Annotated in this window: 17 protein-coding genes; 7 read left to right on the top strand and 10 right to left on the bottom strand. The window is 66.3% G+C overall.

Annotation, left to right across the window (positions count from 1 at the left end; all coding sequences use genetic code 11):
* Positions 1 to 8: 8 nt before the first annotated feature.
* Together ACE3P6_RS18835 and ACE3P6_RS18830 are read right to left on the bottom strand one after the other, a co-directional pair.
* Complete coding sequence (locus ACE3P6_RS18835) at positions 9 to 380, bottom strand: excinuclease ABC subunit A (RefSeq protein ID WP_374397978.1); 372 nt, start codon at positions 378 to 380, stop codon at positions 9 to 11.
* A 170-nt stretch (positions 381 to 550) separates the two neighbouring features.
* Positions 551 to 2,050 carry a CoA-acylating methylmalonate-semialdehyde dehydrogenase gene (locus ACE3P6_RS18830; RefSeq protein WP_374397977.1) on the bottom strand — a complete coding sequence of 500 codons (1,500 nt, stop codon included), beginning with the start codon at positions 2,048 to 2,050 and terminating at the stop codon, positions 551 to 553.
* A gap of 155 nt (positions 2,051 to 2,205) precedes the next feature.
* Between ACE3P6_RS18830 and ACE3P6_RS18825 the strand changes: the two genes are divergently transcribed.
* The 3 genes from ACE3P6_RS18825 (at position 2,206) to coaD (ending at position 4,162) form a co-directional block, all read left to right on the top strand.
* Positions 2,206 to 3,135, top strand: a complete 930-nt coding sequence (locus tag ACE3P6_RS18825; RefSeq protein ID WP_374397976.1) for a LysR family transcriptional regulator — start codon at positions 2,206 to 2,208, stop codon at positions 3,133 to 3,135.
* A gap of 27 nt (positions 3,136 to 3,162) precedes the next feature.
* Positions 3,163 to 3,597: a CBS domain-containing protein gene (locus ACE3P6_RS18820; RefSeq protein ID WP_374397975.1), complete on the top strand. Its 435-nt coding sequence runs from the start codon at positions 3,163 to 3,165 to the stop codon at positions 3,595 to 3,597.
* Positions 3,598 to 3,670: 73 nt separating this feature from the next.
* Positions 3,671 to 4,162: a pantetheine-phosphate adenylyltransferase gene (coaD, locus tag ACE3P6_RS18815; RefSeq protein WP_374397974.1), complete on the top strand. Its 492-nt coding sequence runs from the start codon at positions 3,671 to 3,673 to the stop codon at positions 4,160 to 4,162.
* A gap of 54 nt (positions 4,163 to 4,216) precedes the next feature.
* Here the strand turns inward: coaD and ACE3P6_RS18810 are convergent, their stop codons facing one another.
* The 4 genes from ACE3P6_RS18810 to gap (ACE3P6_RS18795) form a co-directional block, all read right to left on the bottom strand.
* Complete coding sequence (locus ACE3P6_RS18810; protein WP_374397973.1) at positions 4,217 to 4,393, bottom strand: hypothetical protein; 177 nt, start codon at positions 4,391 to 4,393, stop codon at positions 4,217 to 4,219.
* A 173-nt stretch (positions 4,394 to 4,566) separates the two neighbouring features.
* The gene (gap, locus tag ACE3P6_RS18805) at positions 4,567 to 5,568 is read right to left on the bottom strand and encodes a type I glyceraldehyde-3-phosphate dehydrogenase (RefSeq protein WP_374397972.1); all 1,002 of its coding nucleotides are present in this window, start codon (positions 5,566 to 5,568) and stop codon (positions 4,567 to 4,569) included.
* Positions 5,569 to 5,652: 84 nt separating this feature from the next.
* The gene (locus tag ACE3P6_RS18800) at positions 5,653 to 5,796 is read right to left on the bottom strand and encodes a glyceraldehyde-3-phosphate dehydrogenase (protein WP_374397971.1); all 144 of its coding nucleotides are present in this window, start codon (positions 5,794 to 5,796) and stop codon (positions 5,653 to 5,655) included.
* Positions 5,797 to 5,828: 32 nt separating this feature from the next.
* Positions 5,829 to 6,830: a type I glyceraldehyde-3-phosphate dehydrogenase gene (gene gap, locus ACE3P6_RS18795; protein ID WP_374397970.1), complete on the bottom strand. Its 1,002-nt coding sequence runs from the start codon at positions 6,828 to 6,830 to the stop codon at positions 5,829 to 5,831.
* A gap of 196 nt (positions 6,831 to 7,026) precedes the next feature.
* On the opposite strand from gap (ACE3P6_RS18795), the gene ACE3P6_RS18790 reads away from it, so the two are divergent.
* Positions 7,027 to 8,001 carry a DUF808 domain-containing protein gene (locus tag ACE3P6_RS18790; protein ID WP_374397969.1) on the top strand — a complete coding sequence of 325 codons (975 nt, stop codon included), beginning with the start codon at positions 7,027 to 7,029 and terminating at the stop codon, positions 7,999 to 8,001.
* A gap of 31 nt (positions 8,002 to 8,032) precedes the next feature.
* On the opposite strand, the gene ACE3P6_RS18785 is transcribed toward ACE3P6_RS18790, so the two are convergent.
* Both ACE3P6_RS18785 and tkt read right to left on the bottom strand, forming a co-directional pair.
* Positions 8,033 to 9,160: an HPP family protein gene (locus tag ACE3P6_RS18785; protein ID WP_374397968.1), complete on the bottom strand. Its 1,128-nt coding sequence runs from the start codon at positions 9,158 to 9,160 to the stop codon at positions 8,033 to 8,035.
* 100 nt (positions 9,161 to 9,260) lie between these two features.
* Positions 9,261 to 11,276, bottom strand: coding sequence for a transketolase (gene tkt / locus ACE3P6_RS18780; RefSeq protein WP_374397967.1), 2,016 nt, complete (start codon positions 11,274 to 11,276; stop codon positions 9,261 to 9,263).
* 220 nt (positions 11,277 to 11,496) lie between these two features.
* Between tkt and ACE3P6_RS18775 the strand changes: the two genes are divergently transcribed.
* Genes ACE3P6_RS18775 through ACE3P6_RS18765 form a run of 3 tightly spaced genes read left to right on the top strand, consistent with a single transcriptional unit; the run spans position 11,497 to position 12,666 of the window.
* On the top strand, positions 11,497 to 11,994 hold the full coding sequence (locus tag ACE3P6_RS18775) for a hypothetical protein (RefSeq protein ID WP_374397966.1): 498 nt from the start codon (positions 11,497 to 11,499) through the stop codon (positions 11,992 to 11,994).
* Positions 11,987 to 12,352: a cell division protein ZapA gene (locus tag ACE3P6_RS18770; RefSeq protein WP_374397965.1), complete on the top strand. Its 366-nt coding sequence runs from the start codon at positions 11,987 to 11,989 to the stop codon at positions 12,350 to 12,352. The genes ACE3P6_RS18775 and ACE3P6_RS18770 overlap by 8 nt, the downstream gene beginning before the upstream one ends.
* Positions 12,349 to 12,666 carry an MliC family protein gene (locus ACE3P6_RS18765; protein ID WP_374397964.1) on the top strand — a complete coding sequence of 106 codons (318 nt, stop codon included), beginning with the start codon at positions 12,349 to 12,351 and terminating at the stop codon, positions 12,664 to 12,666. The genes ACE3P6_RS18770 and ACE3P6_RS18765 overlap by 4 nt, the downstream gene beginning before the upstream one ends.
* 36 nt (positions 12,667 to 12,702) lie before the next feature.
* Here ACE3P6_RS18765 and grxD read toward each other — a convergent pair whose 3' ends face one another.
* Both grxD and ACE3P6_RS18755 read right to left on the bottom strand, forming a co-directional pair.
* Entirely contained in the window at positions 12,703 to 13,062 is a 360-nt protein-coding gene (grxD, locus tag ACE3P6_RS18760; protein ID WP_374397963.1) for a Grx4 family monothiol glutaredoxin, read from the bottom strand.
* A partial coding sequence (locus tag ACE3P6_RS18755; protein ID WP_374397962.1) for a hypothetical protein occupies positions 13,059 to 13,257 on the bottom strand: 199 nt, incomplete at its 5' end. The genes grxD and ACE3P6_RS18755, both read right to left, overlap by 4 nt.

The raw sequence follows: 13,257 nt of genomic DNA, 5'->3' as shown, positions 1-13,257 counted from the left end.
CGCCGCGATCAGTCCATGATGCGGTCGAGGATGCGGACCGCTTCCAGAACCACCAGCGTATCGCGCATGACGCGGAGAATCTGGTTGTCGGCGCGCAGGTAGGTGCTGCCGTCGCGATAGTCGCGCAGGGCCAGACGTTCCCATTCGTCCCGCGGGATCAGGACGTAGTCGCCGGAAATCCGGTCGCCCCGCCGCCAATGGTCATGGTCGTGGTCATGATCATCGTCGTCATGATGCCGCTTCTTCGCCTGGCCCGGGGGCACGCAGGGCACATCCTTCTTGGCCAGACCGGGCGGGCAGTGCTTGCTGTCCTTGGCTTGCGCCGGGGCGGTCAGGGCGGCAGCCAGCGTCAGAACGAAGGGAATGAGAATGCGGCGCATCGGCGGGCTCCGGGGGTCAGGGTCATGCTGCCCAATGCCGCAATCGCGGCGCAGGTTCCAAGGCGGAACGGGGTCGGAGGGGCGGTTCGGCACAATGTTGCCCATCCGGAATGAAAACTGGGCGCGAGCCAGTCTAGCTCGCGCCCCGATTGTCTTTACCAGACAGAAGCTTAGTCCAGCGCCTTGAAGTTCAGCGCCGCGCCGTCCTTGATGCCCGAGAACCAGCGTGCGGTGACGGTCTTGGTCTTGGTGTAGAAACGGAAGGCATCCGGGCCGTACTGGTTCAGGTCGCCGAAGGCCGAGCGTTTCCAGCCGCCAAAGCTGAAGTAGGACAGCGGCACCGGGATCGGGAAGTTGATCCCGACCATACCGACGTTCACCCGGGATGCAAAGTCGCGCGCGGTGTCGCCGTCGGCGGTGTAGATCGCGGTGCCGTTGCCGTATTCGTTGTCCATCACCAGCTTCAGCGCCTCGTCATAGGACTTGGTGCGGACGGTGGTCAGGACCGGGCCGAAGATCTCCTGCTTGTAGATGTCCATGTCGGCGGTGACGTTGTCGAACAGCGACGGCCCGACGAAGAAGCCGTTCTCATAGCCTTGCAGCTTGAAGCCGCGGCCATCGACCACCAGCTTCGCGCCCTGCTCGACACCGGAGTTGATCAGCCCAAGGATGCGGTCCTTCGAGGCCTGGGTGATGACGGGCCCGAAATCCACATCATTTCCAGCGGTATAGGGGCCGACCTTCAACTTCTCGATCTTCGGGATCAGCCGTTCGATCAGCGCATCGGCGGTCTTCTCACCCACCGGCACCGCGACCGAGATCGCCATGCAGCGCTCACCCGCCGCGCCATAGCCCGCGCCGACCAGCGCATCCGCCGCCTTGTCGAGGTCGGCGTCGGGCATGATGATCATGTGGTTCTTGGCGCCGCCGAAGCACTGCGCGCGCTTGCCGTTCGCCGCCGCCCGGCCGTAGATATACTGCGCGATGGGCGTGGAGCCGACGAAGCCGACGCCCTGGATCACCGGATGGTCGAGGATGCCGTCGACCACTTCCTTGTCGCCGTTCACCACCTGCAACACGCCATCCGGCAGGCCTGCCTCCTTCAGCAGTTCTGCGAGGAACAGCGAGGTCGAGGGCACGCGTTCGGAGGGTTTCAGGATCATCGCGTTGCCCGAGGAAAGCGCCGGGCCGATCTTCCACAACGGGATCATGGCGGGGAAGTTGAAGGGCGTGATGCCCGCAACGACGCCAAGCGGCTGGCGCATGGCGTAAAGGTCGATGCCGGGGCCGGCCGAATCCATCATCTCGCCCTTGAGCATGGCCGGGGCGCCCATGCAGACCTCAATCACCTCAAGGCCGCGCTGCACGTCGCCCTTGGCGTCGGGGATGGTCTTGCCGTGTTCGCGGGCGACCATTTCCGCCAGCTTGTCCATGTTCGCGTTGATCAGCGCGCCGAAGGCCATCATCACCCGCGCGCGACGCTGCGGGTTGGTGGCCTGCCAGCCGATCTGCGCCTTCGCGGCCTCCTGGATCGCGTGGTCCAGCTCGCCCGGCGTGGCCAGCGCGACCCGCGCCTGCACTTCGCCCGTGGCAGGGTTCATGACATCGGCGAAGCGGCCCGAAGTGCCCGCGACGCGCTTTCCGTTTATCCAGTGACCGATCTCTTGCATGGAATCCCTCCTGTGTCTGACAGGCTTTTACTCTTGCACAAACGCCAGACAAAGCGGCAATGTGCCAAAAGGGTTTTGCAGGAATGCAGGCCTCCTCGTGCGCTGCGCTTCTCGTCGGGGCGCACGACGAGACGCGCAGCGCACGAGGAGTTGCCGTGGACTGGGATGACTTGCGCGTGTTCCTTGCCGTGGCGCGGACGGAAAGCCTGTCGGCGGCGGGCAAGCGGCTGAAGATCGACCCGGCCACGGTGGGCCGCCGCGTGGCCCGGCTGGAGGAGGCGACAAAGGCGCGGCTTTTCAGCAAATCGCCGCAGGGTTATGCGCTGACCGAGCAAGGCGCGCGGCTGATCCCGCATGCGGAAACCGCCGAACGGGCGGCGCTGGGGGCGGAGGAAAGCCTCTCCGGTCCCGGCGGCTTGACCGGCCTGATCCGCCTTGGCGCGCCGGACGGCTGCGCGAATTACCTGCTGCCGCAGGTCCTGGCCCGCATCTGCGACGCCAACCCCGGCCTCGAAGTGCAGATCGTGGCGCTGCCCCGCGTCTTCAACCTGTCGAAGCGCGAAGCCGATATGGCCATCGCCGTCAGCCGACCGGAGGCGGGCAGGCTGACCGTGCAGAAGCTGACCGACTACCGCCTGCACCTGGCGGCGAGCCGTGACTATCTGGCGAGCGCCCCGCCGATCCAGACGCCGCAGGACCTGCAAGGCCACCGCATCGTCGGCTATATCCCCGACCTGATCTTCGACAAGGAACTCGACTACCTGGCCGAGATCGGCATCGGCCCGGCAACGCTGACTTCCAACTCGGTCTCGGTCCAGCTGAACTGGCTTCGGCACGGGGCTGGGGTGGGGGTGGTGCATGACTTCTCATTACCCGCCGCCCCGAACCTGACCCGCGTCCTGACCGACCGGATCAGCCTGACCCGCAGTTTCTGGCTGATCCGGCACGAAAGCGACACAAGGCTGGACCGGCTGAACCGCTTCGCCGACCAGCTGACCCGCGAGGCGCGGGCCGAGATGCTGCGACTGGATGCCCAGGTGGAAAACGCGCGCTTGACAGAATCCCCTTTCCGGCCCGACGCTTGACCTCCGGTCAGAGGGAGGGGCCGCCTTATGCTCGTACAGCAGATCCTCGCATCCAAGGGTGACAGCGGCGTAATCACCGTGGCGCCTGGAACCACTGTCCAGGAAGTCGCGGCACTTCTGTCGTCAAAGCGGATCGGGGCGGTGATCGTCTCGGCGGACGGCAAGGCGGCCAAGGGCATCGTGTCCGAACGCGACATCGTGCGTGAACTGGGCAAGCGCGGCGCCGCCTGCCTGGGCGACAAGGTCGAAAGCCTGATGACGGCGAAGATCGTCTCCTGCACCCGCGCGGAAGGCACCGATGCGGTGCTGGGCCGGATGACCGACGGCCGTTTCCGCCACATGCCGGTGATCGAGGACGGCAAGATGGTCGGCCTGATTTCCATCGGCGACGTGGTGAAGGCGCGGCTGATGGAACTGGCGGCCGAGAAGGATGCGCTGGAAGGCATGATCAAGGGCTTCTGAGCTGCCAGAAAGCTCTTGCGCCTGCGCGCGCAATATTGTTGCGTGCGCGGGGCTGGCGGCTGCGGAGGACATCATGCGCATCGGGCTTTATCCGGGGACCTTCGACCCGATCACCCTTGGCCATACCGACATCATCCAGCGCGCGATGGCGCTCGTCGACCGGCTGGTGATCGGCGTGGCGATCAACCGTGACAAGGGGCCGCTTTTCTCCCTGGAGGAGCGCGTGGCGATGGTCGAGGCGGAGTGCGCCGCGATCACCGCCAAGACCGGGGGCGAGATCGTCGTCCACCCGTTCGAGAACCTGCTGATCGACTGCGCCCGCGACGTGGGCGCAGAGATCATCATCCGCGGCCTGCGGGCGGTGGCGGATTTCGAATATGAATTCCAGATGGTCGGCATGAACCGGGCGCTGGATTCCAGCATCGAGACGGTGTTCCTGATGGCCGATGCCCGGCGGCAGGCCATCGCGTCGAAGCTGGTGAAGGAAATCGCCCGGCTGGGGGGCGACGTGTCAAAGTTCGTCCCGGCCCCGGTGGTCGGCGCGCTGGCCGGCAAATACGCCTGACATGCAAAAGGGGCCCGAAGGCCCCTGCATCAGTCCCGGCGCGGGGTGTTGCGCTCAGGCCGCCTTGCCGTAGACGGATTCGCGAGCAAGGCGCTCGGCGTCGCCCGGGTAGATCCCGAGGTCCAGCGCGATGTCGGCGGGCAGGTTGGCAATCTCGTTGCGGGTCTGGCGGTACAGCGCGTAGTTCACCGCAGCGGTCTTCAGCATTTCGAACACATTGATCATCTTCATCGTCCTTCTTCATCGGCGAGCGGTCTGCTTTTCCTTCTCGCATGGCCGGAAGATAGGGGTGTTCGTTAGCGCCAACAACGCCCAATGCTGCGGTGCGGCGTTGCGCTGAGTGCATAGCTTGCGGGTATGAAAAAGGCGCCCGCAGGCGCCTTTCTACTGAATTTTCAGATGGTTCAGATCAGCTTGCCCATCGCGACGGCGGTATCAGCCATGCGGTTCGAGAAGCCCCATTCGTTGTCATACCAGCTCAGGATCGACACGAAGGTCCCGTCCATCACCTTGGTCTGATCCATGTGGAACATCGAGGAATGCGGGTCGTGGTTGAAGTCGACGCTGACCAGCTTCTCATTGGTATAGCCGAGAATCCCCTTCAGCGGCCCATCCGCCGCCGCCTTGATCACGGCGTTCACCTCTTCGACCGAAGTCGCGCGCTTGGCGATGAACTTCAGATCCACGACCGAGACGTTCGGCGTCGGCACCCGCATGGCGAAGCCGTCCAGCTTGCCCTTCAGCTCGGGCAGGACCAGCCCCACGGCCTTGGCCGCGCCCGTCGAGGTCGGGATCATGCTGAGCGCCGCCGCCCGGGCGCGGTAGAGGTCCTTGTGCATCGTGTCCAGCGTCGGCTGGTCGCCGGTATAGCTGTGGATCGTGGTCATCATGCCCTTCTCGATCCCGATGGCGTTGTTCAGGACGTAAGCCACGGGCGAGAGGCAGTTGGTGGTGCAGGAGGCGTTCGAGACGACGATGTCATCCCTGGTCAGGGTCTTGTCGTTCACGCCATAGACGATGGTCTTGTCCGCCCCTTCGCCGGGCGCCGAGATCAGCACCCGTTTCGAGCCGTTTTCCAGATGCGGCAGGCATTTTTCCTTCGAGGTGAAGATGCCGGTGCATTCCAGCACGATGTCCACGTCGCTCCACGGCAGGTCGGCCGGGTTCTTCAGCGCCGTGACCCGCATCGGCCCGCGACCCACGTCGATGGTGTCAGTGCCGGTCGTCACGGTCGCCGGGAACTTGCCGTGCACCGAATCATGGCGCAGCAGGTGGGCGTTGGTCTCGACCGGCCCGAGGTCGTTGATCGCGACCACGTCGATGTCGGTGCGGCCCGACTCGATGATGGCGCGCAGCACGTTGCGCCCGATGCGTCCAAACCCGTTGATGGCAACCTTCACGGCCATGACTCTACCTCCGAAACAGGGCTCGTATCCCGATAGCGCTAACAATGACATATCGCCGGGAAATGCAACCGCAGTTTGACGGGGTCAGCGCCAGAAAGCCAGCCATTCGATCATGTCAAGGAACTTGCGCACCAGAAAGATGATCGCCGACCCGCCGTTCAGGGTAAAGTCGGCGATACCGGCGACGAGCAGGATCAGGCCGATCCAGACTGCGAGACGATTGGTCAAGACGGCCCTCCGTGGGGCCGCCGGGGCCCGTGCTACTGCGTGAGCCGCCCCAGAACGCCGGCCACATCGGCCATCCGGCAGGAGAAGCCCCATTCGTTGTCATACCACGCCAGCACGCGAACGGAACGGCCCGCGACCTTGGTCTGGTCGGGCGCGAAGATCGAGGACTGCGGCGTGTGGTTGAAGTCGATCGAGACCTTCGGTTCCGGGTCATAGGCCATGACCATGCCCATGTAGCCTGCGCAGGCTTCCCTGACGATTTCGTTAACCTCTGCCACTGTCACCGATTTCTGCGCGATGAAGGTCAGGTCCACCGCGGAGACGTTCGGCGTCGGCACCCGGATCGCCGAGCCTTCCAGCCGCCCCGCAAGCTCCGGCAGCACCTCGCCGATGGCCTTGCCCGCGCCGGTCGAGGTGGGGATCATCGCCATCGCCGCCGACCGCGCGCGATACAGGTCCTTGTGGCGGCGGTCCAGCGTCGGCTGGTCGCCGGTATAGCTGTGGATCGTGGTCATGATGCCGCTCTCGATCCCGATGCTGTCGTTCAACACCTTGGCCAGCGGCGCCAGGCAGTTGGTGGTGCAGGAGGCGTTCGAGACGACCTTGTGCTCCGGCAACAGGCTGCGGTGGTTCACCCCGTAGACCACCGTCAGATCGGCGCGTTTCGCCGGGGCCGAGACCAGCACCCGCTTGGCGCCGCGCCCCAGATGCACCGCCGCCTTGTCGCGGTCGTTGAACTTGCCGGTGCATTCCAGCACCACGTCCACGCCCTGCCAGTCCAGCTCTTCCGGGTTGTAGGTCGACATCATCCGGATCGGGCCACGGCCCAGGTCCAGCCCGTCCTCGGTCACCTTCACCACGCCGGGGAAACGGCCATGCACCGAGTCGTAGCGCAGGAGATGCGCGTTCGTCTCGACCGGGCCGGTGGCATTGATCGCCACCACCTGCACGTCGTTGCGGTTCGATTCCGCGATATGGGCCAGCGTGCAACGCCCGATGCGGCCGAAGCCGTTGATGCCGACTGTCACGGTCATGAACACGTCCCCTTGCTGATGCTTGTCCAAGGCCTTAGCCGGTCCACGACGGTATGCAAGGCGGAAAGCGACGCCTTTTCAGGATGTTAGCGCAATCTTCGCCTGTTTGCGCTAACCAACCGATTGCATTGGCATCGCTTTGCCGAATCCCGCGTTTCCCGCTACATCCACGGTTGCAGGCAGGATAGGGCAGGGCATGAGCGGACTTCTGGCACTTCTCGACGACGTGGCGGCGATTGCCAAGGTGGCGGCGGCGTCCATCGACGATGTGGCGGCGGCGGCGGCCAAGGCGGGGACCAAGGCCGCGGGCGTGGTGATCGACGATGCCGCCGTGACGCCGAAATATGTCCACGGCTTTTCCGCCGACCGGGAACTGCCGATCATCTGGCGCATCGCGCTGGGGTCGCTGAAGAACAAGCTGGTCTTTCTGCTGCCTGGCCTCCTGGCGCTGGACTACTTCGCGCCCTGGGCGATCACGCCGCTTCTCATGGTGGGTGGGGCCTACCTGTGTTTCGAGGGGGCCGAGAAGCTGGCGCACGCCGTCGCGCCCCATGCCGACGCCGAGATCGCGGAAGACTTCGACACCAGGGATCCGGCCCGGCTGGAAGAGGAAAAGGTTGCGGGCGCGATCAAGACCGATTTCATCCTGTCGGCCGAGATCATGACCATCGCGCTCGCCACCATCGAAAGCCCCAGCTTCTGGCTGCAGGCGGTCACGCTGGCCGTCGTCGGCACGCTGATCACGGTCGCGGTCTATGGCGCGGTGGCGCTGATCGTGAAGATGGACGACGTGGGCCTGCATCTGGCCGCCAGGGGTCGCACCAGCGGGGGCAGGGCGCTTGGCCGGGGCCTTGTCCACGCCATGCCGAAGCTGATGGCCTTCCTGTCGACCGTGGGCACGGCAGCGATGCTCTGGGTCGGGGGCAACATCGTGATCCACGGGCTTGAGGTCACGCATCTCTGGGCCTGGCCCTACCAGACGATCCACCACATTGCCGAGGCTGCGGCCCATGCCGTGCCTGTCGCGCAGGGCTTTGTCGCATGGCTGGTCACGGCGGCGCTGGACGGGGTCTTCGGGCTGGCGCTGGGGGTGATCCTGATCCCGGTCGCGACCCGGGTGATCGGCCCGCTCTGGGCCGCTGTCACTGGCAAGAAGGCCGACACGCACTGACAGAGCCGCGCCTGCCCGGCGCCCCGCCGCGTCAGGAGGCCATCTGTACCAGCGCCAGCCGCTGCGCGAGCGCCGAGACAAGGTCGGTCCGCGTCACGATCCCGACCACTTTCGGGCCCTCGACCACGGCCACCGCTTCCGCCCCGCCATCCGCCAGCAGCGGCATGATCGCGCCGACCGGCGTATCCGGGGCGATGCGGGGGGTATCGGTCTCCATGATCTCGGCGGCCTTCGGCGGCCGCTTGCGGTGGCTGTCGATCAGATGCGCCAGCGCCCGGATCAGGCTGTGGTGCTGACGGAAGGCATCCTCGCGCGCCCGGCGGATCAGGTCGATCTGGAAGATCAGGCCCAGCAGCCGGTCCTCTTCTCCCACCACCGGCAGCGACGTGAAGCCGCGCTTGCGGAAGATGTCGGCGACCTGGCTCAGGGGCGCCTCCGGCCCCACCGTCACCAGATCCCGCGACATGATGTCCGAGGCTGCGAACCCCTCCATCCGCCGCGCCGCCGCCGCCTGTTCCGCCGCACCCACCAGCCGGGCAAGGTCGGCGACACCGACGTTCGAGGATTGCCGGAAGTCTTCCAGGATCGTCGCAAGCTCGGCGGGGTCAAGGCCGATGCGTTCTTCCGGCTTGGGGTCAATGGTGCCGTGCGTCCCCGGCTGGGCCGGCTGGCGGAACGGGTAGACCCGGCCCACGGCCCGGTTCCACAGGATGCCGATCGCGACCAGGAGGCAGGACCCGGCAATGACCGGCACCAACGTGTGCAGCCAGTCGGTCTTGCCGGCCAGCGCCACCAGCAGCGAAACCGCACCCCCCGGCGGATGCAGCGCCCGGGCGGCGATCATGGTGGCAATCGCCAGCCCCACCGCCAGCGGGATTGCCAAGTCGACTGCGGGAAACGCGGTGATCACCGCCAGCGCCACCAGCGCCGAGAGCGTGTTGCCCATCACCACCGACCAGGGCTGCGCCAAGGGGCTGTTCGGCACCGCATAGACCAGCACTGCCGATGCCCCGAAGGGCGCGATCAGCCAGCCGATGCCAAGCGCCCGCAGTGCAAGCCCTGCAAGCAGAAGCCCGAGCCCCGCCCCGAACCCCGCGCGCGCGAGGTCGACCAGTTTCGGCTCGCCCATCGCCGGGGCAAACCCGCGCCATCCTGCCATGTTCAGCCCTCCCGTTGCGCCGGATGTTGCCGCGCCCGCCTGCAATCGAAAAGGCCGCCCAAACCGGGCGGCCCTTCCGTTTTCGCCATATCTGCACCGATCAGAGCAGCGCCTTCACCTTGGTGATGGTCGCCTCGGCGGTGATTCCGAACTCGGCATAGAGCCGCTCCATCGGGGCCGAGGCACCAAAGGAATGCATGCCGATGAACCCCGCCTTCGCCTCACGGCCCCGCTCGCCCAAGAGCCAGCGATCCCAGCCCTGCCGCACGCCCGCCTCGATGGCGACGCGCACCGGCCCGGCGGGAAGGACCTTCTTGCGATAGGCTTCGTCCTGCGCCGCGAACAGCTCCATCGAGGGCATCGACACCACGCGGGTGCCGATCCCTTCCACCTCCAGCGCCTCGCGGGCCTTCAGCGCGATCTCCACTTCCGAGCCGGTCGCCATCAGGATCACCTGCCGCTTGCCCGTCGCCTCCGCCAGCACATAGCCACCCTTGGCGACCATGTTGGCATTGGTATGGGTCTTCCGCACCGCCGGCAGGTTCTGCCGCGACAAAGCCAGCACCGTGGGCCGGGTCTTCTCGGTCAGCGCGATCTCCCAGGCTTCGGCGGTCTCCACCAGGTCGGCGGGGCGGATCACCAGCGTGTTCGGCGTCGCGCGCGAAATCGCCAGATGCTCGACCGGCTGGTGCGTCGGCCCGTCCTCGCCCAGGCCGATGCTGTCATGCGTCATCACATAGACCACCGGCACCCCCATCAGCGCCGAAAGCCGCATCGAGGGGCGGGCATAGTCGGTGAAGCACATGAAGGTGCCGCCATAGGGACGCACGCCGCCGTGCAGCACCATGCCGTTCATCGCCGCCGCCATGCCGTGTTCGCGGATGCCGAAATAGATGTAGCGGCCCTTGCGGTCTTCCGGCGTGAAGACGCCCAGATCGGCGGTCTTGGTGTTGTTCGACCCCGTCAGGTCGGCTGACCCGCCGATCGTCTCCGGCAGGACCGGGTTCACCGCCGCCAGCACCTTCTCCGACGAGGCGCGCGTGGCCAGCTTTGGCGCATCCGCCGCCGCCTGCTTCTTCACAGCGCGAATGACCGAGGCGAGCTTCGCCGGAGCCTCCAGCGCGAAGATGCGCTTGAACTCGGCCTGCTTGCCGGGCGACAGCGCAGCCATCCGCGCCTCCCACTCGGCCCGCGCCTTGGCACCCTTGGCCCCCAGCGATTCCCACCATCTCTTGATGTCGGCAGGCACCTCGAACGGCCCGCCTTTCCAGCCATAGGCATCCTTCGCCGCCTGCAGCTGCGCCTTGTCGGTCAGCGCGCCGTGGCCCTTGTTGGTGTCCTGCGCGGCGTGGCCAATGGCGATATGCGTCTTGCAGGCAACCAGCGCGGGGCGGGGCGAAGCCTTGGCTGCTGTCAACGCCCGGTCGATGTCCGCCGGGTCATGCCCGTCACACTCGAACACGTCCCAGCCCGAGGCCGCGAACCGCGCCTTCTGGTCGGTCACATCGGCGATGGAGACCTTGCCGTCGATGGTGATCCCGTTGTTGTCCCAAAGCACGATCAGCCGCGAGAGCTGTTGCTTGCCCGCCAGCCCGATGGCCTCCTGGCTGACGCCCTCCATCAGGCAGCCGTCGCCCGCGATGACCCAGGTATGGTGGTCCTGCACCTTCGCCCCCCAGCGCGCCCGCAGGTTCTCCTCGGCGATGGCGAAGCCCACCGCGTTGGAAATCCCCTGGCCCAAGGGTCCGGTCGTCGTCTCCACTCCCGAGACATGGCCGTATTCCGGATGCCCTGCGGTGATCGCGCCCCACTGGCGGAAGGCCTTGATCTGGTCCAGCGTCACGTCGGCATAGCCGGTGAGGTAGAGCAGCGCATAGATCAGCATCGACCCGTGGCCCGCCGACAGGATGAAGCGGTCGCGGTCGGCCCAGCGGGGCGCCTTGGGGTCGAACTTCAGGTGTTTCTCGAACAGCACCGTCGCCACATCGGCCATGCCCATCGGCATCCCCGAATGGCCCGAATTCGCGGCGGCGACCGCATCCAGCGCCAAAGCGCGGATCGCAGTGGCGCGCATCCAGTGGTCGGGGTTCTGCTGGCGGAGGGTCTGGATGTCCAAGGCGGCATTCCTTCGGGCTGAGCGTGGCGTTGGAAGTGCCAGCCTCCTATCCACCGCGACCGGCAAGATCAAGCTTGGTCCCCAAGGCCTTGGGAAGAAAGGCCGGTCGCCTTTCCGGGGTTTCGCGCTAAGATCACCTGCGACCGGGGACAGGGCGATTCGCCCGGGTTTCCGGCGTGGACGGGCGCCGGAATGGCGTCCGGGGTGCAAGGGGTAAGGGATGCAGGACATAACCGAGCTGGAGAAGCGGATCACCACCGCGCTGGAACGGATCGGCAAGGGGGTGGACCGGCTGGCCGCGCAACCCCGTCCGGCGGCGACGACCGCCGCACCCGCCGTCGCGCCTTCGGATTCCGCGCTCCGCGCCCAGCTTGAGGAAGAGAAATCGCTGACCGCCCAGCTCCAGGCCCGGCTCCGCGCCGCCAAGGAACGCGAAGCGAAAGGCGACCTGCAGGACAAGGTCGACCGGCTGACGCAGGAACTGGACGTGCAGGGGCTGGAACTGCAACGGATGCGGCGGGTGAACGCATCCTTGCGCGAACAGCTTGAGGCCCTGCGCAGCGCCGCCGCCTCGGGCGCGACCGAACCTGCCTTGATCAACAAGGCGATGGCGGCGGAACTCGAAGCGCTGCGGGCAACCCGGCTGACGGAAATGGCCGAGATGGACGAAATCCTCGCGGCTTTGGAACCCCACCTGACGGAGGCCGGCAATGCCTGATCTTGAAGTCACCATCGGCGGTCGCCCGTTCCAGGTCTCCTGCCAGCCGGGGGAAGAGCATTTCCTGCGCTCCGCCGCCGGGATGCTGGATGCCGAGGCCGCGCCGATCATCGCCCAGATGGGCCGCTTGCCCGAGGCGAAGATGCTGCTGATGGCGGGGTTGATGCTGGCCGACAAGACGGCGGCGGTAGAGGACGAACTCCGCACCTTGCGCGCCCGTGTAGCCGAACTGGAGGCCCGCCCCGTCGCCACCCGCGACGTCGCGGTGATCCCGACCCAGGTCAACGAAACGCTGGCCGAGATCGCCGCGAGGGCCGAGGCGATGGCCGCCCGTGTCGAAGAGCAGGTGCGGGCATGAGGGCCGCTGTCCTCCTCGCCCTCCTGCCGTCAGCCGCTGCCGCGCAGGAATTCACCGCCGACCGCTATCTCTGCGACCGCGGCGTCGAGGTGCCCGCGACCTACATCAACGGCGCGGATCAAAGCCTTGTGGTGATCCATGTCGACGGCCAGCAGATCACGCTGGTGAACGAACCCGCCGCTTCGGGGGCCCGCTATGGCTGGCCCTCGGACGGGTCGAACTATGTCTGGTGGACCAAGGGCGACGAGGCGACGCTCTACTGGAAAACACCTGAGGGCGAGGCACCGCTTCTCACCTGCGCCATTGCCCCGTGATCACGCCATAGGGTGGGCGAGTTTCGCCCACCTCTCTCAGGCGTTCGCTTCGCGAATCTTGTCCGCCGCTTCCTTGTCGAAGGCCACGCCCTTCGTCTCGAACAGCTGGTCCAGCTCGCCCGACAGCGTCATCTCGGTGACGATGTCGCAGCCGCCGACGAATTCGCCCTTGACGTAAAGCTGCGGGATCGTCGGCCAGTCGCTGAAGTCCTTGATCCCTTGCCGGATATCGGCATCGGCCAGCACGTTCACGTCCTGGAATTCCACCCCCATGAAGTTCAGCACCCCCGCCACGCGCGAGGAAAACCCGCACTGCGGCATCATCTTGGTGCCCTTCATGAACAGCACCACATCGTTCTTCGTGATCGTATCGCGGATCGTGTCCTCGGCGCTCATCGCCTGATCTCCTGTTCGTCGTCTTCGGTGACGTGATAACTCGCCGTGCTGCGCTGCGCCAGATAGGCCGCCATGCGCGCTTCGGATTCCCGGGTTGCGGCGCGGCGTTTCTCGAAGTCGTGATCCACCGGCTCGGGCAGGCCGCGCTTGCGGCGGTGGCGCGCCTTCAGGATCGTCACCAGCCCGACCAGCGGC

The sequence above is a fragment of the Tabrizicola sp. genome (genome assembly GCF_041911175.1).
GTDB lineage: Bacteria > Pseudomonadota > Alphaproteobacteria > Rhodobacterales > Rhodobacteraceae > Tabrizicola.
The sequence above is the reverse complement of the archived record's forward strand: the minus strand, read 5'-3'. Positions and strand labels throughout refer to the sequence as shown.